The 19,489-nt window shown below is 65.3% G+C and carries 20 protein-coding genes, 1 tRNA gene and 1 other RNA gene; 10 read left to right on the top strand and 12 right to left on the bottom strand.

The window, feature by feature from the left end; all coding sequences use genetic code 11:
- The first annotated feature begins 531 nt into the window (after nt 1-531).
- The 5 genes from Q7T45_RS25205 to Q7T45_RS25225 all read left to right on the top strand — a co-directional run bounded on the left by Q7T45_RS25205 (nt 532) and on the right by Q7T45_RS25225 (nt 5,910).
- On the top strand, nt 532-1,569 hold the full coding sequence (locus tag Q7T45_RS25205) for a ligase-associated DNA damage response exonuclease (RefSeq protein WP_304874552.1): 1,038 nt from the start codon (nt 532-534) through the stop codon (nt 1,567-1,569).
- On the top strand, nt 1,566-3,431 hold the full coding sequence (locus tag Q7T45_RS25210; protein WP_304874554.1) for an ATP-dependent DNA ligase: 1,866 nt from the start codon (nt 1,566-1,568) through the stop codon (nt 3,429-3,431). Before Q7T45_RS25205 ends, Q7T45_RS25210 begins: the two co-directional genes overlap by 4 nt.
- Nucleotides 3,432-3,505: 74 nt before the next feature.
- The gene (locus tag Q7T45_RS25215) at nt 3,506-3,808 is read left to right on the top strand and encodes a DUF6460 domain-containing protein (RefSeq protein ID WP_304744488.1); all 303 of its coding nucleotides are present in this window, start codon (nt 3,506-3,508) and stop codon (nt 3,806-3,808) included.
- A 74-nt stretch (nt 3,809-3,882) separates the two neighbouring features.
- Nucleotides 3,883-5,157, top strand: a complete 1,275-nt coding sequence (locus Q7T45_RS25220) for an MATE family efflux transporter (protein WP_304874591.1) — start codon at nt 3,883-3,885, stop codon at nt 5,155-5,157.
- An 18-nt stretch (nt 5,158-5,175) separates the two neighbouring features.
- A complete protein-coding gene (locus tag Q7T45_RS25225) occupies nt 5,176-5,910 on the top strand; it encodes an MBL fold metallo-hydrolase (protein WP_304874556.1) in 735 nt (244 codons plus the stop codon).
- Nucleotides 5,911-6,073: 163 nt separating this feature from the next.
- On the opposite strand, the gene Q7T45_RS25230 is transcribed toward Q7T45_RS25225, so the two are convergent.
- The gene (locus Q7T45_RS25230) at nt 6,074-7,168 is read right to left on the bottom strand and encodes a quinone-dependent dihydroorotate dehydrogenase (protein WP_304874558.1); all 1,095 of its coding nucleotides are present in this window, start codon (nt 7,166-7,168) and stop codon (nt 6,074-6,076) included.
- On the bottom strand, nt 7,165-7,509 hold the full coding sequence (locus Q7T45_RS25235) for a DUF952 domain-containing protein (protein WP_304874559.1): 345 nt from the start codon (nt 7,507-7,509) through the stop codon (nt 7,165-7,167). Before Q7T45_RS25235 ends, Q7T45_RS25230 begins: the two co-directional genes overlap by 4 nt.
- A 247-nt stretch (nt 7,510-7,756) precedes the next feature.
- On the opposite strand from Q7T45_RS25235, the gene Q7T45_RS25240 reads away from it, so the two are divergent.
- Nucleotides 7,757-8,383, top strand: coding sequence for a helix-turn-helix transcriptional regulator (locus tag Q7T45_RS25240; RefSeq protein WP_304874592.1), 627 nt, complete (start codon nt 7,757-7,759; stop codon nt 8,381-8,383).
- 171 nt (nt 8,384-8,554) lie between these two features.
- Here the strand turns inward: Q7T45_RS25240 and Q7T45_RS25245 are convergent, their stop codons facing one another.
- The 6 genes from Q7T45_RS25245 to Q7T45_RS25270 all read right to left on the bottom strand — a co-directional run bounded on the left by Q7T45_RS25245 (nt 8,555) and on the right by Q7T45_RS25270 (nt 13,891).
- Complete coding sequence (locus Q7T45_RS25245) at nt 8,555-9,337, bottom strand: class II aldolase/adducin family protein (RefSeq protein ID WP_304874561.1); 783 nt, start codon at nt 9,335-9,337, stop codon at nt 8,555-8,557.
- A gap of 324 nt (nt 9,338-9,661) precedes the next feature.
- Nucleotides 9,662-11,302 (bottom strand): lysine--tRNA ligase, encoded by a 1,641-nt coding sequence (locus Q7T45_RS25250; RefSeq protein ID WP_304874562.1) that lies wholly within the window; start codon nt 11,300-11,302, stop codon nt 9,662-9,664.
- 145 nt (nt 11,303-11,447) lie between these two features.
- Complete coding sequence (locus Q7T45_RS25255) at nt 11,448-12,362, bottom strand: transporter substrate-binding domain-containing protein (protein ID WP_304874564.1); 915 nt, start codon at nt 12,360-12,362, stop codon at nt 11,448-11,450.
- 95 nt (nt 12,363-12,457) lie between these two features.
- Complete coding sequence (locus tag Q7T45_RS25260; protein WP_304874566.1) at nt 12,458-13,066, bottom strand: SCO family protein; 609 nt, start codon at nt 13,064-13,066, stop codon at nt 12,458-12,460.
- Nucleotides 13,067-13,088: 22 nt separating this feature from the next.
- On the bottom strand, nt 13,089-13,280 hold the full coding sequence (locus tag Q7T45_RS25265; RefSeq protein ID WP_304874568.1) for a hypothetical protein: 192 nt from the start codon (nt 13,278-13,280) through the stop codon (nt 13,089-13,091).
- Between the two features lie 74 nt (nt 13,281-13,354).
- Nucleotides 13,355-13,891: a hypothetical protein gene (locus Q7T45_RS25270; protein ID WP_304874569.1), complete on the bottom strand. Its 537-nt coding sequence runs from the start codon at nt 13,889-13,891 to the stop codon at nt 13,355-13,357.
- Between the two features lie 329 nt (nt 13,892-14,220).
- Here Q7T45_RS25270 and Q7T45_RS25275 point away from each other — a divergent pair, with 329 nt between their 5' ends.
- A complete protein-coding gene (locus Q7T45_RS25275; RefSeq protein WP_304874570.1) occupies nt 14,221-15,879 on the top strand; it encodes an FAD-binding dehydrogenase in 1,659 nt (552 codons plus the stop codon).
- A 226-nt stretch (nt 15,880-16,105) separates the two neighbouring features.
- The gene (locus tag Q7T45_RS25280; protein ID WP_304874571.1) at nt 16,106-16,456 is read left to right on the top strand and encodes a RidA family protein; all 351 of its coding nucleotides are present in this window, start codon (nt 16,106-16,108) and stop codon (nt 16,454-16,456) included.
- Nucleotides 16,457-16,577: 121 nt separating this feature from the next.
- Here Q7T45_RS25280 and Q7T45_RS25285 read toward each other — a convergent pair whose 3' ends face one another.
- Nucleotides 16,578-17,153 (bottom strand): hypothetical protein, encoded by a 576-nt coding sequence (locus tag Q7T45_RS25285; RefSeq protein ID WP_304874572.1) that lies wholly within the window; start codon nt 17,151-17,153, stop codon nt 16,578-16,580.
- A gap of 160 nt (nt 17,154-17,313) precedes the next feature.
- Between Q7T45_RS25285 and Q7T45_RS25290 the strand changes: the two genes are divergently transcribed.
- A complete protein-coding gene (locus tag Q7T45_RS25290) occupies nt 17,314-17,544 on the top strand; it encodes a hypothetical protein (RefSeq protein WP_304874573.1) in 231 nt (76 codons plus the stop codon).
- A gap of 162 nt (nt 17,545-17,706) precedes the next feature.
- Here Q7T45_RS25290 and ssrA read toward each other — a convergent pair.
- The 3 genes from ssrA to Q7T45_RS25305 form a co-directional block, all read right to left on the bottom strand.
- Nucleotides 17,707-18,029, bottom strand: a transfer-messenger RNA (tmRNA) gene (gene ssrA / locus Q7T45_RS25295).
- Nucleotides 18,030-18,073: 44 nt separating this feature from the next.
- Nucleotides 18,074-18,511, bottom strand: coding sequence for a VOC family protein (locus Q7T45_RS25300; protein WP_304874574.1), 438 nt, complete (start codon nt 18,509-18,511; stop codon nt 18,074-18,076).
- A gap of 178 nt (nt 18,512-18,689) precedes the next feature.
- Nucleotides 18,690-18,763 (bottom strand) — tRNA-Gly (locus Q7T45_RS25305).
- A gap of 139 nt (nt 18,764-18,902) precedes the next feature.
- On the opposite strand from Q7T45_RS25305, the gene Q7T45_RS25310 reads away from it, so the two are divergent.
- Complete coding sequence (locus Q7T45_RS25310; RefSeq protein WP_304874575.1) at nt 18,903-19,484, top strand: methylated-DNA--[protein]-cysteine S-methyltransferase; 582 nt, start codon at nt 18,903-18,905, stop codon at nt 19,482-19,484.
- The last annotated feature ends 5 nt before the right edge of the window (nt 19,485-19,489 follow it).

Here is a 19,489-nt window from a genome sequence, read left to right on the forward strand (position 1 = left end):
TCTGCGAGGCCGCCGAGTGCGGCCAATCCATCGATCGACGAGACAACGCCAGCCCGGCCGCCTTACTCGGCGTCAAGGTGCTGTCAGGCAGCGCGGCCGCCAAGCTGGCGACGGCGCGATAGGTTCCCTCGCGGCCGGTTACGTCTTCCCGTGCTGCGGGGTCTGCCTCGGATTGGGATGTCATCCGAGAGCGGGCGGCTGTTCTCCGCAGCGCGGCCCGCACCAATTCGGATCCCGCGCGTCAGGTGATGCCTCGCGCAGGAGCACACCTCGGGATGCGAGACCCGAGTGCGGGCGGTCGGCGTTAGGGGCGCGGCCCGCAGTTCGGTACTCCCTGATTGCTCAATCGGCCCTTGGCCCCTACCATGGCCCCCGGATCGTCCGACGTGTCAGAAGTGCCCGTGGCTGTTGAGCGGGCAACCGGGCTTGACCCGGCAATCCATCAAACAAGAACTTTCCGGAAGATGGATGCGCGGGTCAAGCCCGCGCATGACAACTAAAAATCACTGCAACAGGTCCTATATAACCGACATGCGTCCGCAAGACATCCTGCTGCCAGCTGCTGCCGGCCTCTGCTGCAAGCCCGGCGGCTTTCATATCGACCCGGTGCGGCCGGTCGAGCGCGCCGTGATCACGCACGGCCATTCCGATCATGCCCGGCCGGGTCACGGGACGGTACTGGCTACAAGGGAAACGCTCGACATGATGCGGCTGCGCTACGGCGATAATTTCGCCGGCAGCACGCAGGCGATCGCCTATGGCGAATCGATCAGGACAGGCGATGTCACGATCAAATTTCACCCCGCCGGCCATGTGCTGGGGTCGGCCCAGATCGCGGTGTCCTGCAAGGGCACCTGCATCGTGGCATCGGGCGACTACAAGGACGCGCCCGATCCCACCTGTGCGCCGTTCGAGGTGGTGCGCTGCGACGTCTTCATCACCGAGGCCACGTTCGGGCTGCCGGTGTTTCGCCACGGCGATGCAGCGGACGAGGTGAAGAAATTGCTGGCCTCGGTGGCGCTGTTTCCGGAGCGCGCGCATCTGGTCGGCGCCTATTCGCTGGGCAAGGCGCAGCGCGTGATCGCGCTGCTTCGCCTCGCCGGTTACGACGCGCCGATCTATCTGCACGGCGCGATGGAAGCGATCACGTCCTATTACCAAAGCCGCGGCGTGGCGCTCGGCGATCTGCGCCCGGCCAGGGGCATGAAGAAGGCCGATCTCGCCGGCACCATCACGCTGGCGCCGCCGTCGGCCACCTCTGACATCTGGACCCGGCGGTTTCCCGATCCGGTCACGGCCTTCGCCTCGGGCTGGATGCGGGTGCGCGCCCGCGCCCGGCAGCGCGGCATCGAACTGCCACTGGTGATTTCCGACCACGCCGACTGGGATGGATTGACCGCGACCATCGAGGCCACAGGCGCGCGTGAAATCTGGGTCACCCATGGCCAGGAAGACGCGCTGGTGCATTGGTGCAAGACCAAGGGCCTCGCGGCGCGGCCGCTCGATCTCGTCGGCTACGGCGACGAGGATGAAGGCGATACGGCGCCGGCCGAGGGCTTCGCGTCATGAACCGTTTCGCCGAGCTGCTCGACCGGCTCGCCTACGAGCCCGGCCGCAACAACAAGCTGCGGCTGCTCACCGCTTTTTTCCGCGAGACCGAAGATCCCGATCGCGGCTACGCGCTGGCGGCACTGACAGGTGCGCTATCGTTCAAGCACGCCAAGCCGGGGTTGATCCGCGACCTGATCGCCGACCGCACCGACCCGGTGCTGTTCGCGCTGTCCTATGATTATGTCGGCGATCTCTCGGAGACGGTGGCGCTGATGTGGCCGCGCGCCAACTCGCGATCGCATTCTTCTCCCCTCCCCCCACGCGCTCTTGCGCGTGGTGGGGAGGGGTCGGGGGGTGTCTCGGCGCGTACAATTGCCGGCGAGTTTGCTGGTACACCCTCCACCCCCGACCCCTCCCCGCCACTCGCTGCGCTCGCGGGGGGAGGGGAGAAGACACGCGCTTCGCGCGTGGAGGGAGAGCAGATCGGTCACAACAATCCTCCCCCGCCCACCCTCACCGAAGTCGTCACCACGCTGCGCACGCTCGGCAAGACCGAGCTGCCAAAACAGCTGACGCGCTGGCTCGACGAGTTGGACGAAACCGGCCGCTGGGCACTGCTGAAACTCGTCACCGGCGCGATGCGGATCGGGATTTCGGCGCGGCTGGCCAAGACCGCTGCGGCGGCGCTCGGCGACAAGGACCCGCATGATGTCGAATTGATATGGCCGGGGCTCGAGCCGCCCTATCTCGATCTGTTCGCGTGGCTGGAGGGTCGCGCCGACGCGCCGGTCAATCTCGATCCCGCCCCGTTCCGCCCGGTGATGCTGGCGCATGCGATCGAGGATGCGGATTTTGTCAGTCTCGACGCCGCCGATTTCATTGCCGAATGGAAATGGGACGGCATCCGGGTGCAGGCGGTCAGCGGCCGTGACGGCGACGGCCATATGCAGGCGCGGCTGTACTCACGCAGCGGCGAGGACATTACAAAGAGCTTTCCCGACTTGCTGCCGTCGTTGCATCTGCCCGGCGCCATCGACGGTGAACTGCTGGTGCTGCGCGAGGGCCGGGTCCAGACCTTCAACGTGTTGCAGCAGCGACTGAACCGCAAAGTAGTGTCGCCGAAACTGACAAAAGAGTATCCGATCCATCTGCGCGCCTACGACCTGCTCGGCGAAGGCGACGACGATCTGCGAACGTTGCCGTTCGTCGAACGCCGCAAGCGGCTGGAAGCCTTCATTGCAAGACTCGACGATCCCCGAGTCGACCTGTCGCCGGTCGTCCCCTTCGACAGCTGGGACGCGCTGACATCAGCGCGCGCCGATCCCGCCGGCGCCGGAGCCGGCGAGGATGCCGAGGCGGTCGAGGGCGTGATGCTGAAGCGCCGCGACGCGCTCTATCTGCCGGGCCGCCCGAAGGGGCCGTGGTGGAAGTGGAAGCGCGATCCGCATTTGATCGACGCCGTGCTGATGTATGCCCAGCGCGGCCACGGCAAGCGCTCGTCCTATTATTCGGACTACACCTTCGGGGTCTGGACAACAGGCGACGGCGGCGAGCAGCTGGTGCCGGTCGGCAAGGCGTATTTCGGCTTCACCGACGAGGAACTGTTGCAGATCGACCGTTTTGTCCGGCGCAACACCACGGAGAAATTCGGCCCCGTTCGGCACGTGGTGCACGAGGCCGAGCAGGGGCTGGTGCTGGAGGTCGCTTTCGAAGGGCTGGCGCGCTCGCCGCGGCATAAATCCGGCGTCGCGATGCGGTTTCCGCGCATCAACCGGCTGCGCTGGGACAAGCCGCCGCGCGAGGCCGACCGGCTGGAAACCCTGGAGCGGATGCTGAAGACCGAGGTTTCCGACCAGCAGCCGGCGACATCAGGCCATTGACGCCGACACACGGGTTCCCCATGTCAGGGCGACCAGACTATACTGCGCGGGCAAATCCGCGCCGGAGACCACCGATGCCCAACGACACCCGAGAACTGCCGGCCGCCAATGACGGCCTCTACCGCTTTCTCGGCGGCTCGCCGCTGGCCGTGGCGGTTCGGCTGATCCTGTTGTCGATCCTGGTGGGCGTGGTGCTGTCCGCGATCGGCTTCGATCCCTGGAACATCCTGAGCAGCATCCGGCGGCTGTTCGACTGGATCTACAATCTCGGCTTCGACGCCATCAACTGGGTGTGGCGCTACTTCCTGCTCGGCGCCGTGATCGTGATCCCGATCTGGCTGCTGTCGCGGCTGTTCGGCACGCCGCGCGGACGCTAGATCGCGGCTTCAGGTTGCCAGTTTCCCCATCGAAGGTCACGACCGCGCAGGTCTTCGCCATCGCCGGTCCGGCGATGGTGGCGAACCTGACGACGCCGCTGATCGGCATCGTCTCGACCATCGCGATCGGACGGCTGGGCGATCCGACGCTGCTCGGCGGCGTGGCGATCGCGTCCGTGGTGTTCGACTGCCTGTTCTGGCTGTTCGGCTTCCTGCGCATGAGCACGCTGGCCTTCACCGCGCAGGCGCTCGGCGCCGGCGAAGTCAGGGAACTGCGCGCCATTTTCCTGAGGGGCCTCGTGGTCGCGGCCGTGATCGGCATCGCGCTCATCGTCCTGCAGATACCGCTTGCCGCGCTCCTGTTCGGCGCGATGGGCGGCAGCGAAGGCGTCACCCGCGCCGCCAAAATCTACTTCGACATCCGGATCTGGTCGGCGCCGCTGGTGCTGGCCAATTATGTCGTGCTCGGCTGGCTGATCGGGCAGGCCCGCGCCCGGCTCGCGCTTGGCGTCCAGGTCGCCATCAACCTCATCAACATGGCGGCGACGGCGTTGCTGGTGCTGGTGTTCGATTTCGGCATCGCCGGGGCGGCGATCGCCGCATTGGCCGCGGAAGCCACCGGTCTTGTGCTCGGCGTCCTCATTGCACGCGGGCTTTCGCACGGACAACCCGCGGTGCCGCGCACGGCGTTGCTCGACCGCACCAAGCTGGTCCGCATGCTGGCGGTCAACCGCGACATCATGATCCGCACCGCTTCGCTGATCGCCGCATTCCTGTTCTTCACCGCGCAGGGCGCCCGCCACGGCGACGTGACGCTGGCCGCCAATGCGGTGCTGCAGAATTTTCTGCTGATCAGCGCGTTCTTCCTCGACGGCCTCGCCAACGCTGCCGAGCAACTCTGCGGCCGCGCCTATGGCGCGCGCGACCGCGGCGGCTTTACCAGCGCGACCCGGCTGGTGATCTCCTGGGGATTCGGCTTTGCCCTGGCGGTGACCGCATCCTACGCGCTGTTCGGACCCCTGCTGATCGACATCATGACATCAAGCGAAGAAGTCCGTCGCAGCGCCCGCGACTATCTGTGGCTGGTGACGCTGGCCCCGATGCTCGGCGTGTTCGCCTTTGCCTATGACGGCATCTTCATCGGGGCGACCTGGGCGCGCGAGATGCGCAATCTGATGGTGCTGTCGCTGGGGATCTTTCTCGGCGCCTGGCTGGCGCTGCGATCTCTGGGCAATGCCGGGCTGTGGGGCGCCCTGCTGGTGCACTATGCCGCGCGCGGCGGGTTGCAGGCGCTGCGCTATCCGGCGATGCTGCGCGCATCATTCCCGAAGGCGTCGCCCGCCGGCTGAACCCAGAGGATCGAACCGATGCAACTGCAATTTGTCGGCTGCGGTGATGCGTTCGGTTCCGGCGGCAGGCAAAATACCTGCTTTCACGTCACCGGCCACCGCGTCAATTTCCTGATCGATTGCGGCGCGACCTCGCTGCCGGCCCTGAAGCGGCTCGGTATCGCGCGCGACGAGATCGACCTGATCCTGATCACACATTTCCACGGCGATCATTTCGCAGGGCTGCCGTTCCTGCTGCTGGATGCGCAGTTCACGCGACGGAGCCGTCCGCTTGTCATTGCAGGTCCGGAAGGAATCGAAATGCGGCTGACGCAGGTGATGGAAGCGCTGTTCGAGCATTCCTCGAAGACCAAACAGAAGTTCGAACTGTCGGTGGTCGCGCTCAGGCCCGAGGAAACATTCATCTTCGGCGCGGTCGATGTCACGCCCTTTTCCGTGGTGCATGGCGAATCCGGCGGGCCGTTCCTGGCCTACCGGGTCGAGGCCGAAGGCCGCGTCATCGCCTACAGCGCCGACACCGAATGGACGGAAACGCTGATCCCGCTCGGCCGCGACGCCGACCTGTTTATCGCGGAAGCCTATACTTACGACAGGGTGGTGAAGAACCATCTCAGCCTGACGACGCTGGAGGCGCGTCTGCCGGAGATCAAGCCGAAGCGGCTGGCGCTGACGCATATGAGCGACGACATGCTGGGGCGGCTGGATACGCTGGACTACACGGCGGCGAGCGACGGGATGGTGGTGGAGCTGTAGAGGGCCTTCTCCCTCTCCCCGTTCTTCACGGGGAGAGGGTTGGGGTGAGGGGCTCTCTCAACCAGCACCAGACTCGCGGATAGCCCCCCTCACCCGACGCGCTTCGCGCGTCGACCTCTCCCCGCAAGCGGGGCGAGGTGATTCAACCGCCGGCGCAATCCACCTAAACCGGCCAGTCCTCGGCGGTAATCGTCGCCGCGTCCGCGCCGACGATTTCCGACAGTGAGTCGCGCCCCGTTCGCAGCAGCGTCGAGGCGAGGTCGGTCTTGATGTCCTCGACGAGGCCGAGACCCTTGTAGATCAGCGACGAATACAGCTGGATCAGGCTGGCGCCGGCGCGGATTTTCGTCAGCGCGGCGCCGCCGGAATCGATGCCGCCGACGCCTACCAGAGGAAACGCGCCCTCGGCGCGCACATAGGTTTCCGCCACCATCCGCGTCGACAGCCGGAACAGCGGCCGGCCCGACAGGCCGCCCTGCTCCCTGGCGCGGTTGGTCTCGCGCAAGGTCGCGGGCCGCGCCAAGGTGGTATTGGCGACGATCATGCCGTCGACCCGGCGCGAGCGGGCGATATGCACGACATCGTCGAGTTCGGTGAGGCTGAGATCGGGCGCGATCTTGAGCAGCACCGGCGAGTCGCCGGCGTTCTGCCGCACCCGCTCGCGGGCGTCGATCACCTTGGCCAGGAGATCGTCGAGCGCCGCCGCCTGCTGCAGATTGCGCAGGCCGGGCGTGTTCGGCGATGAGACGTTGACGGTGAAATAGCTCGCCACCGGCGCGAAGGTTTCGATCAGCCTGACGTAGTCGGCGACGCGATCGACGGAATCCTTGTTGGCGCCGACATTGACCCCGACGATGCCGCCATGATGCGCGCGCGCCGCGAGCCGGCGCAGCACCGCATCGGCGCCGTCATTGTTGAAGCCCATGCGGTTGATCACGGCTTCGTCGCGCTCCAGCCGGAACAGCCGCGGCCGCGGATTGCCGGTCTGCGGCTTTGGCGTCACCGTGCCGATCTCGACAAAGCCGAAGCCGAGCCGCAGCAGCGCATCGGAGACTTCCGCGCTCTTGTCGAAGCCCGCGGCCATGCCGACCGGATTGGGAAAATTCAGGCCAAACGCCCGCACCGCCAGTTTTGGATCGTCCGGCTTCGGCCGGACCGGCGGCAGTAGCCGCAGGCCCTGGATCGCCAGACGGTGCGCATCCTCCGGATCGAACCAGCGCAGCAACGGCAGGGAGAATGTATCGAAGGCGCGGATCACGGTTCGAGCTCCGGAATGTCGTGAAAGCCGTCGGAGCGCGCATGCATCTCCTGGACGCCGGTGACCGCGCCGAGGTCGAGTTCGCCGTAGAGGTGGGGAAACAGCTCGTCGTTGCGCGACGGTTCCCAGCGCAGCGCGGCGCCCAGCGCATCGGCATCGACCGCGACCAGGAAAAGTCCGGTCTGGCCGGCGAAATGCTTCCTGGCCGTTTCGGCCACCTGGGCGGCCTGCGAAAAATGAATGAAGCCGTCGCGCGCATCGTCGGCGCTGCCCCGGTACACGCCCTGCCGCTCGGCTTCGCGCCAGGCCGAAGCGGGACAAATTTTGTAGATCCTGCGCACCGGCCTGACGTCCTGCCTGTTGCTTGAGTTTATTGTGATTTTCCGGAATTGCCGGATCGCGCGCCGACCGTATCGGCGCACCCTGCGCACTTCAAGGGCCGCTTTCGCTCCCTTTTCGGTCCCGTTTTCGGTCCTTCCTCGGTCTCTTGCGCCAGCGCCGGAAACGGGTTTACTAAGGTAATAATTCCTAAGCTGCCGAGCCATTAAGCCGAGCCCTGCCATGGCCAAAGTTCCGAAAGCGCCGCGCATGCTCACCCACGACCAGATCTGGATCGCGCTGGACCGGCTGGCCGAGCGCGCCGGCATCACCACCTCGGCGCTGGCCAAACGCGCCGGGCTCGATCCCACCACCTTCAACAAGTCGAAGCGGATCACCACCGAGGGCCGCGAACGCTGGCCATCCACCGAATCGGTGGCCAAGTCGCTCGCCGCCACCAACACCTCGATCGACACCTTCGTGCAGCTGATCGGCGACGCCCCGCGGACCGTGCAGTCGGTGCCGCTGCTCGGCTTCGCGCAAGCCGCCGCCGACGGCCATTTCGACGGTTACGGATACCCCACGGGCAAGGGCTGGGACGAGCTGGGCCTGCCCGCCGTCAACGACGAACACGCCTATGCGCTGGAGATATCGGGCGACGCGATGAAGCCGGCCTATCGCGACGGCGACGTCATCGTGGTGTCGCCGGGCACCCCGATCCGCCGCGGCGACCGCGTGGTGGTGAAAACCACCGGCGGCGAGGTACTCGTGAAGGAGCTGAAGCGGCGCACCGCGAAGACGCTGGAGCTGGCATCGCTCAACCCTGCCCATGTCGACCGCACGCTGGCATCAGGCGACGTCGAATGGATCGCGCGGATTGTTTGGGCGAGCCAGTGATCTCTTCCTTCTCCCCTTGTGGGAGAAGGTGGCGCGAAGCGCCGGATGAGGGGTCTCTATCCGCGCGTGCAGTGCCTGCTGAGGCAACCCCTCACCCGTCGCGATGCTTCGCATCACGCCACCCTCTCCCACAAGGGGAGAGGGAAGAAAGCGCCGCTTCGTCCGCGTCTCCTACTCCGCGTAGTCCGGCTCCTTGCGGTCGAGCATGCGCTTCAGCGCATCGAAGTGCCGCTGCGCAGCACTCGGGCCGTCGAACAGGCTGCTGCCGCCGATGTCCCGCATGGTCTTCTGCACCACCGGTTCGGGGAGCTGCTTCAGCTTCTGCCCGGTCCACATCGCGTAGATCTGCACCTGCGCGGCGCGCTCGACGTAATACAGCACGTCGTAGGCATCGGCGACGCTGGCGCCGACCGTGGAGATGCCGTGATTGGCCATGAAGAGGACCTTCTTGTCGCCGATCACGCGCGCGAGGCGGGCGCCTTCGGCCGGATCGAGCGCCGGGCCGGTGTATTCGTCGTCATAGGCGATCTCGCCCATCAATCCGACCTCGGTCTGGCCGATCTCCTTGATGCGCGGATCTTCCAGGCGCGTCAGCGCGCTGGCATAGGGCATGTGGGTGTGAAACACCGCCTTGGCCTGCGGCAGCGCTTTGTGAATCGGCGCGTGGATGCAATAGCAGGAGCGCTCGACGTCGCCCTCGCCGCGCTTGACCTCGCCGTCGTCGATGCCGACTTCCATGAAGGACGACGCCGTCACTTCGGACCAATGCATGCCGAACGGAATCTGGTAGTAGCGGTCGCTGCGGCCCGGCACGGTGAGGGTCAGATGGTTGAAGATGCCCTCGCTGAAACCCTGATTGAAGGCCAGCCGGTGCGCGGCGGCGAGATCGACCCGCGCCTGCCATTCCTGGGTGCTGTAGTTATCGAGCGCTTTCGGCGAAACCCTGAACTGCATGAGCATCCTCCCTGCTGAACCCGTTGGCGCCCGCCCCTCGACGGAGGCTTGCGGCGTTCCTCGTGAGCATTCTAGCGCGATTTAGAAGGTGCGCCGCTGAAATTACAGCGGGCCTGCCATCTCGAATTGTCGCAGGGCGCGGTGATGCGCTACGGAGGGGCAGGCACTTTCTTCCTTCTCCCCTTGTGGGAGAAGGTGGCAGCCGAAGGCTGCCGGATGAGGGGTTTCTATCCGCAAGCAATCTGCTCGTTGAGCCAACCCCTCACCCGTCGCCTCACTTCGTGAGGCGCCACCCTCTCCCACAAGGGGAGAGGGGAAGCAAAGCTACGCCGACCTTGCCAGCGCGCCGTCGATCATCGCGATCGCGTTGGGCAGGCCGTAGACCGCGACGAACGAGCCGAAGCGCGGGCCTTTTTCCTGGCCGAGCAGCACCTGGTAGAGCATGTTGAACCAGTCGAGCGAGACGCCGGGGCGGCCGTCCTTGCCCTTTTTCACCAGATCGAGGAACGGCTCGCGGCGGCCGATCTCATAGACCACGTTCTGGATATCCTCGGCGGAGGCATCCGCCGCCAGTTGCGACAGCGCATCACGCAGATCCTGCAGCGCAACGCGTTCCGCGTCGGTCGGCTCGCGGAATTTCTTGGTCGGCGCCACGAAGTCGCGATAGTAATTGATGGCGTAGCCGACCATGGCGTCGAGCTTCGGATGGCTCTGCGGCGTCACGCCGGGACGATAGCGGCCGATAAAGCCCCACAGCGTCGCGGCGTTCTCCGCGTTCGACGACGACACCAGCGTCAGCAGGAGCTGGAACGTGACCGGCATGTCGGAGGCCGGCGGCTGGCCGGCGTGGATATGCCAGACCGGATTGGCGAGCTGCTGCTTGGCATCCTGCCGTGAAAATCCGTCGAGAAACTGCTGGTAGTCGTCGACGTTGCGCGGGATGACGTCGAAATACAGCCGCTTGGCCGACTTCGGCTCGCGGTACATGAACAGCGACAGCGATTCCGGCGAGGCATAGCGCAGCCACTCGTCGATGGTCAGCCCGTTGCCCTTCGACTTCGAGATCTTCTGGCCCTTGTCGTCGAGGAACAGTTCGTAATTGAACCCTTCCGGCGGCAGGCCGCCGAGCGCCGCGCAGATCTTGCCCGACAGTTTTACCGAGTCGATCAGGTCCTTGCCGGCCATTTCGTAGTCGACGCCGAGCGCGTACCAGCGCATCGCCCAGTCCGGCTTCCATTGCAGCTTGCAATGGCCGCCGGTGACCGGGAGCGTGACGCGCTCCTTCGTTTCGGGATCGTCATAGGAGACCGTGCCTGCCTTGACGTCATGCGCCACGATCGGCACCTGCAGCACCACGCCGGTGCGCGGGCAGATCGGCAGGAACGGCGAATAGGTCGCCGCGCGTTCCTCGCGCAGGCTCGGCAGCATGATCGCCATGACAGCATCGAAGCGCTCCAGCACGCGCAGCAGCGCGGCGTCGAACCTGCCCGAGGTGTAGTAGTCGGTCGAAGAGGCGAATTCATAGTCGAACTTGAAGGTGTCGAGAAAGGCGCGCAGCCGCGCATTGTTGTGGGCGCCGAACGACGGATATTCATTGGAGAACGGGTCGGGAATCCGCGACAACGGCTTGCCGAGATGCGATGTCAGCATCTCCTTGTTCGGCACGTTGTCCGGCACCTTGCGCAGGCCGTCCATGTCGTCGGAGAACGCCAGCAGCCGGGTCTTGATCTTGTCCTCGGTGAGCACGCGAAAGGCGTGGCGCACCATGGTGGTGCGCGCGACCTCGCCGAAGGTGCCGATATGCGGCAGGCCCGACGGCCCGTAACCGGTCGAGAACAGCACCTCGTCCTTGGGCTTCTTCTTCAGCCGCGCGACGATCGCCCTGGCCTGCTCGAACGGCCAGGCGTTGGATTGTTCGGCGAGCGCGCGCAGGTCGCCCGGGTTTGTGGGATCGATCGTGGACATCAGGAAAGGCTTTCTCCGGAACAGGGCGGTACTTATAGGCCGTAGGGTGGGCAAAGCGCCAGCGTGCCCACCATCTCAAACCGAGCAGCTGCGGCATGGTGGGCACGGCGCAAGCGCGCCTTTGCCCACCCTACGAAACCGTCTTCTAAAACGGGCTCACCGAAAAATAGCGCAGCCACAGATCGGTGTAGCGGCCCTTTTCCCAGAGCCGGAACAGCGCCCAGTTCAGCGATTGCCGCAACAGGTCGTTGCCCTTGCGCACGCCGATGCCGATGCCCTCGCCGAAATAGCGGCTCTCGACGAACGGCCCGCCGGAGAACGCGCAGCATTCGGCGGAGTCGGTGCCGTTGATCCAGAACGCCAGCGAGATTGCGTCGCCGAAAATGAAATCGACCTCGCCGCGCCGCAGGGCCAGCCGCAGCGCGTCGTCGCTGGGGTAAGGTTGCAGCTCGGCGTCGGTGAACATCGCCTTGAGATAGGCCTCGTGCGAGGAGCCGGCGATGGCGCCGATCTTCTTGCCCTCGAGATATTCCGGGCGGACTTCCGCCATCACGGCGTCGCGCCGCGACACGAAGCGCGCCGGCGCGCGGTAATAGGGATCGGTGAAATCGATCCGGGCGCGCAGCTGCGGCGTCACCGCCAGCGAGGCGATGATGGCATCGCCGCGGTTGCTGGCGATCGCATCCAGCAGCGTCTCGAACCGCCGCATCTGGACCGTGCAGGTCACCTTGATCTCTTCACACAGCAACCTGGCGAGATCGACGTTGAAGCCGGCGGGATTGCCGTCGGGGCCGGTGAAATTGAACGGCGGATAGTCGGTCTCGGTCAGAAACCGGATCACCGTGAGACGGGACAAATCGGGCCGGTCCGGACGCCGCCGCGGGTCCCAGAACCCGGGCACCGCCTGCGGAGCGGCCTGCACGGCGGGTTTTGCGACGGTTTGGGCCTGTACCGGGCCACCGGACACCGCCACGGCCAGCAGCAGTCCCGCCACAGCCAGGCCGGCGCGGGCGCTTCGGAGCGGTCTTCCGGCGGGAAACGGGAGGATCTGCGGCTGCATTGACGGCGGTTTTTCCGGATTTCGACGGCCTTATAGACCATCGGGCTCGCGACGCGAACGCCGTTTATCGGCAGATATCGGGGGCTTGCCCGGGGCTAGAGATACCGCTTGAGTTCGGCGGCGGCCTCCTCGGGCGTCCGTTTCAGATTGAACGGGGCCACGAACTTGCCGTCGCGGTCCATCAGATAGATCAGCGCGGTGTGATCCATGGTGTAGTCGCCGTCTTTCAGCGGCACCTTCTTGGCATAGACCCGGTAGCCCGAGATCACCTTCGCCACCGCCTCGGGGCTGCCGGTCAGCCCTTTCAGATGCGGATCGAAGCTCGACAGATAATCCTTCATCGCAGCAATGGTGTCGCGCTCCGGATCGACCGAAACGAACCAGGCGTTGACGCGGTCGGCATCCTTGCCCATCGCCCGCAGCACCTCGGACATCTCGAACAGCGCCGTCGGGCAGATGTCGGGACAATGGGTGAAGCCGAAGAAGATCACCGTCGGCCGGCCCTTGAGGTTGGCGTCGGTGACGGTCTGGCCGGCCTGGTCGGTCAATTGAAACGGCCCGCCGATGGCGGCAGGCGCGGCCACATTGCGCAATCCGCCGGTCGCCCACAGCATCAGCACGAGGCCGACCACCAGGCTGGCACCGAAGGCGGCGAGGATGACCAGCGGGCGAACGGCCTGCGCGCGGGTGGGCTGATCCTTCATGAGAATTCCTCTACGTTCGGGATCAGAAGCAGGCGGAGATGCCGGAGGCGATCATCTCGAAAAACACCGCGGTGCCGTAATGGAACCAGAGCGCCAGCGCGCCGGCCACCACTAGAGCGCCGAACGCGACACCACCGATCGCGATCGCCGACGCGAGTTTGCGGCCCGGCAGGATCGCGGGCATTTCGGGCTGCGTGGAAACCGGCTGGGCCATGGACAACCATCTGAAAGCACTGGCGTCTGACCGGCGTTGCCGCCGGTTCGCCTGCCTGTTCCGTTCAGATAGGGCTAGTCGGGCTGCCGGGCAAGCGCCGCGGGATCGGGCGCGATCACTTCACGCTGACCGATGGCGCGATCCCGGCGCGACGACGGCCGGGGTGCTGCCTGGGCATCGAGGTAGCAGGGCTTGTACATCGCCTGCAATTGCTTGCCGCGCAGGAAAATCATCTGCGATTTCAGCCCGCCGCGCTGGGCGATCCAGCGCCGGATCGGCGTCGGATACATCGAATACAGCATCTGCGTGGCTTCGGGATTGGTGATGGCGCGGCCATTGGCGCCGAAATCCCATGCGGCGTGGAAGCCCAGATTGGCGGCGGAGGTCACGCAGATCCTGTCGTGGGGAACCGCGCCGAGCACGATGGTGCAGGCCGAGGCGCACAGACCGTCGATGATTACCTGTTCGCCCGAGGTGCGCAGGCCCTGATACTTGTCGACGTAGGTCCCGATCCGGCCGCCGCGGTCATCGGCAATGCGAACCACAGCATGGCTCGCCCCCATCCCCGCCATCAGGAGAACCGCCGCGAGCAACCCCGTCACGAGCTTCATGTCCCAGCCCCAGTCCAAACCCGTCGAACCCGAATCTGTTTGCCTTGTGCGATGCAAAGCGTTTCGCCAGCGTGTTGCCGGATCGCGATTTTGTCCAGATGGCGGAGAGCACTCCAATCAAATTCAAATCAAGTGTTGCAGGCACGCTGCACCTGGCGGCGAGAAAAGGTCCCAAACTGGAACAAGTTAACAGATCTTTGCTACTCCCTGACGCGCCTTGAGCGCTTCCTGGATACACCATGTCCGCGGCAGGCGGCCGTTTGCCGTTGACCGCGGTAAAGGGTGCGGGCTTCAATCGCGCAAGGCGGGGGGCAAGGGGGAACGACGCGATGGCACAGGATGCGGACGTAATCGTGGTCGGCGGCGGCCTTGCGGGTCTCGTCGCGGCAACCGAAATCGCCGACGCCGGCAAGCGCGTCATCGTGGTCGACCAGGAGGGCGAACAGAGCCTCGGCGGCCAGGCCTTCTGGTCGTTCGGCGGATTGTTCCTGGTCGACAGCCCGGAACAGCGCCGGCTCGGCATCAAGGACAGTTTCGACCTCGCGCTGCAGGACTGGATGGGATCGGCGGGATTCGACCGCGACGACGACCACTGGCCGCGGCGCTGGGCCGAAGCCTATGTCGCCTTCGCCGCCGGCGAAAAACGCGACTGGCTGCGGGCGATGGGCCACCGGATCTTCCCGGTGGTCGGCTGGGCCGAGCGCGGCGGCTATGACGCGATGAGCCACGGCAATTCGGTGCCCCGGTTCCATGTCACCTGGGGCACCGGCCCCGGCATCATCGAGCCGTTCGTGCGGCGGGCGCAACTGGCGCAGGCCGGCGGCTACCTGACCTTCAAATTCCGCCACCGCGTCGATGCGCTCAGCATCACCAACGGCACCGTCGATGGCGTCAGCGGCACCATCCTGGCGCCTGACAACGTCGAGCGCGGCAAGAGCTCTTCGCGACAGGCCACCGGCGACTTCAGCCTGCGCGCGCAGGCTGTCATCGTCGCCTCCGGCGGCATCGGCGGCAATCACGACCTGGTGCGAAAGAACTGGCCGAAGCGCCTCGGCGAGCCGCCGAAATTCATGATCTCCGGCGTGCCCGAACATGTCGACGGAAGGATGATCGGGATCACCGAGGCCACCGGCGCGCGGCTGATCAACCGCGACCGCATGTGGCATTATGTCGAGGGCATCCAGAACTGGGCGCCGATCTGGCCGCGCCACGGCATCCGCATCCTGCCCGGCCCGTCGTCGATGTGGTTCGACGCCACAGGCAAGCGCCTGCCGGCACCGCTGTTTCCCGGCTCCGACACGCTCGGCCAGCTGCACTACATCATGGGCACCGGCTACGACTATTCCTGGTTCGTGCTGACGCAAAGCATCATCAAGAAGGAGTTTGCCCTCTCCGGCTCCGAACAGAACCCCGACCTTACCGGCAAGAGCTGGCTGATGACCGCCAAGCGCGCCACCAACAAGGGTGCGCCCGCGCCGGTCGAAGCCTTCAAGACCCACGGCGTCGATTTTATCGTGCGCGACAATCTCGGCGACCTGGTCGAAGCCATGAACAAACTCAGCGGCGACAATCTGCTGAAGCTCGACGACATCAAAGCCCAGATCGAGGCGCGCGACCGCGAGATCGCAAATCCCTACGTCAAGGACGCGCAGGTGATGAACATCCACAACGCGCGCAAATATATCGGCGACCGCCTGATCCGCACCGCCAGGCCGCATCGCATTCTCGATCCCGCGCAAGGTCCCCTGATCGCCGTGAAACTCAACATCCTGACCCGCAAGACGCTGGGCGGTTTTGAAACCGATCTGGACTCGCGGGTGTTCGGCAGCGAGGGCGTGATCATGCCGGGACTCTACGCCGCCGGAGAAGCCGCCGGCTTCGGTGGCGGCGGCATGCACGGCTATCGTTCGCTGGAAGGGACGTTTCTGGGCGGCTGCCTGTTTTCCGGGAGGAATGCGGGACGGGCGGCGGCGAAGGCGGCGGGGTAGTGCCGGAAATCGCAAATTGGCATTGCTGCCCATCCTTCGAGACGGCCGCTAAGCGGCCTCCTCAGGACGAGGTTTAACCTGTTGAAACACAACAACCTCATGCTGAGGAGCGAGCGGCGCGAGCGTCTCGAAGCATGGGCAGCAAGCGACTCGCCGCCTACGAGAACCCTGTAGCGCATGCCGTCCCCGCGCGCTAAGTAGTCGGCCCCACCTTCAGGAGAAGCATATGACCATCCAGCGTTTCGATACCGGCCCGCGCATGAGCCAGGTCGTCGTCCACGGCGACACCGTCTACCTCGCCGGCGTCGTCGCCAGCAATGCGGCCGGCGAGAGCGTCACCAGGCAGACGCAGGACGTGCTCGCGACCATCGACAGCCATCTCAAGAAGGCCGGAAGCGACAAGTCGAAGCTGCTGTCGGCGACGATCTACATCACCGACATGAACACCTTCGCCGAGATGAACGCGGTGTGGGACGGCTGGGTCTCGGCGGGCAATACCCCGGCGCGCGCCACCGTCGAGGCCAAGCTGGCGTCGCCGAAATACAATGTCGAGATCATGGTAATCGCGGCCAAGTAACGGCGCCGCGAACGTCCGTGCCCGGCCGCGCAATTTCGATGAGCTGAGGAGCGCGGCAGACGCGCCCTCAGCCTTTGCGAAACCGGCAGTGCGGGGCCGTCGCGTCGCGCCGGTCGGGACGTTAAGTAAGCACCGTCCGCCGCAACGCCTGCGCCAGCCCGACCGCGACGCAGGCCTGCCAGACCGGATAGAGCACCGAGGTCAAATCGAGATCGAGCGCGCTGTCGAGCGCCAGCAAGGCGCCGGTGACGGTGCCCGATATCAGCATCGGCAGCCACGCCGTGAAGCTGCGCGGACCGGCCGGCAGCAAGGCCAGCCCGAGCGCCATGATCCCGGCGCCGACAAAGCCACCGGTCAGGCCGGCGAGGATATTTCTCAGCAGCTTGGCCAGGCCATCGGCTTGCGCGTCGACGAGAATCGCGGCGTTCACCGCGGCAACGAAGGCAATCATGGTGACGATGGCGGCGGCCAGCGCCGCCCACCCTGGATTGGCGGAGCCGCGCCGCACCAGAACGAACACCAGCACGGCGAACGGGACCGCCACCAGCGCAATCCGGAAATCGCCGGGAGCACCCCCGAGCTTGTCGATCAAGGGCGGCAGCAACGGCGTCAGGAGGCCGGTCACGATGCCGGCAGCCGCGACCTTCAGCAGGTCGTTGCGGGATGTGTCGGAGGCAGCGATCGCATCGGTCAACATTCACCTCCCCTTGCTCGAATTGGTTTAGACCGAGCGAAGCGTACAGGAGATGAAACCGCGCCGCCAATGATATCAAATGGTTATCGACCTCCGGCACGGATTTGGCTGGAACGCGCACCGGAGCGGTGTTCGAAGAACGACGTTGTGATATAACTCCAGCATGACGACCAAGGCTCTGAAGGAAGTGTTGGAACACGCCGCGACCTGGCCCGTGGAGGACCAGAACGATCTCGCGGAATATGCCCGCGAAATCGAGGCGCGGCGAACCGGCGTCTACACCATGTCCGCTGATGAACGAACCGCCGTGGGCAGGGGTTTGGCCGAGGCGGACCGCGGCGAGTTCGTCGCCGACGAGACGGTCGCAGAGACTGACAAGCGCGATGACAACTGAAAGACCCGTAGCCCGGATGGAGCCCTTGCGAAATCCGGGGCCACCGTCTCATCCTTCCCGGATTGCGCCAGCGGGCGGCGCTTGGCGCCGACCGCTGGTTCCATCCGGGCTACAATCTCCGCGATCCACAAATTAAAGCCGCGCCAGCCCGAAGGCTGACGCGGCGATGGCCGTTCTGTTGCTAGGTGGACCAACCCCGAACGGTTACGCCGCGAGGCGCACTTCGTTCAATGCAACGTTATCGTTTGCATTTAGGTTTTTGACCCGATAACGGCGGTATCATGCCGAGCACCATTCAGAGCTTCTTCGCAGCCATCGATCCTGTTTCGCCCCCGCCGTAGCAGCCTGCCTTCCGGCAAAATCAAGCTGCTAGGGTGGAGGCGCCGGGTACTGCCCCCGGGTCTGCCTGCAGTCCGCTCTGAGGTTCAGCGCCATCGTCTTGCGACCCCCCGAATATAGGCGCGGTCGGGGGAAAATACTAGGCTGCCGGCCAAGGCTCCTAGCAAGGGAACCGGCCGCCCTCCCGGCATCAGCCGGCAAAAGCCTTGTCCAGATCGGCGATGACGATCTTTCGCATCTGCATCATGGCCTGCATGGCGCGATCGGCCCTGGTGCGATCGGGGTCGCCGAGATAGCGGCCCAGCGCCGTGGGGATGACCTGCCAGGACAGGCCGAACTTGTCCTTCAGCCATCCGCACATCGATTCCTCGCCGCCGTCGGCGGTCAGCCTGTTCCAGAAGTAATCAACCTGTTCCTGGGTATCGACGCTGATGAAGAACGAGACCGCCTCGTTGAACTTGTATCTTGGCCCGCCATTGAGCGCGTTGAACTTCTGCCCCTCGAGCTCGAAGCTCGCCATGAAGTCGTTGACGGTCTCGACCTTGGCATTGGGAAACACCGATTTGTAGAAGGCGACAGCCTCCGGGACGTTGTTGTCGAACCAGAGGAACGGGGTGATCGAAGTCATGACGGGTTTCCTTGTCGGTCGGGTTCGGATCGGCGGGCATCCGTCGTGCCCTATCCCCGAGGCGGTGGCGCGGGAAAGATCAGCGACAGGCGCAGCTTGGCCCCCATTGCGGGGGCTCGTCTGGACGACGAACGGAGGGACCGGAGTCCGACAACAAGGGCTGAATTTTTTGCTGGGCTGGAGCGGGCGAAGGGAATCGAACCCTCGTCGTGAGCTTGGGAAGCTCCTGCTCTACCATTGAGCTACGCCCGCGTGCCCCCTAATTAGCCGAGACCGGGCGGTCCGCCAAGCGCCTTGGCCGCCCCTGCCCCCGCGACCCTTAACCGACCCCGAAGATTCCAGGTGCAGCCGTTTGTGACGGTGTTATGATCCCCTTGGGGTGGGTAGCGTAATGTCGGGACGTGGGTACACCATTTTCGACACCATGATCGGCCGGTGCGGCATCGCATGGGGCCATGGCGGCATCGTCGGCGTGCAGCTGCCCGAGGCGCGCGAGATCGAAACCAGGCGCCGGCTGTATCAGCTCTATCCCGATTCCCGCGAAGCGCGTCCGCCGCCGAACGTCGAAGTCGCGATCGAGGGCATCGTGGCGCTGCTGCGCGGCCAGCCCGGCGACTTCACAGACGTCACCCTCGATACCCAGGGCATTCACGCCTTCAATCTGCGCGTCTACCAGCTGACGCAGGCGATCCCGCGCGGCGAAACCCGTACCTATGGCGAAATCGCCGCACGGCTCGGCGCCCCCGGCGCCGTGCACTCGGTGGCGCAGGCGCTGGCCAGGAATCCCTTCGTGATCATCGTGCCCTGCCATCGTGTGCTCGAAGCCGGCAGCTATGCCGACAGGATGTCGCCGCACGGCGGCAGTATTTCCAAGCGCAGGCTGCTTTCGATCGAAGGCGCCCGCAGCGCTGTCAGCAGCAAGACCCTGTTCGACGTGTTGCTTCCCGTTGCCCCGCCGCGCCTGCAGGGCTAACATTG

The sequence above is a fragment of the Bradyrhizobium sp. genome, from assembly GCF_030646015.1.
GTDB lineage: Bacteria > Pseudomonadota > Alphaproteobacteria > Rhizobiales > Xanthobacteraceae > Bradyrhizobium.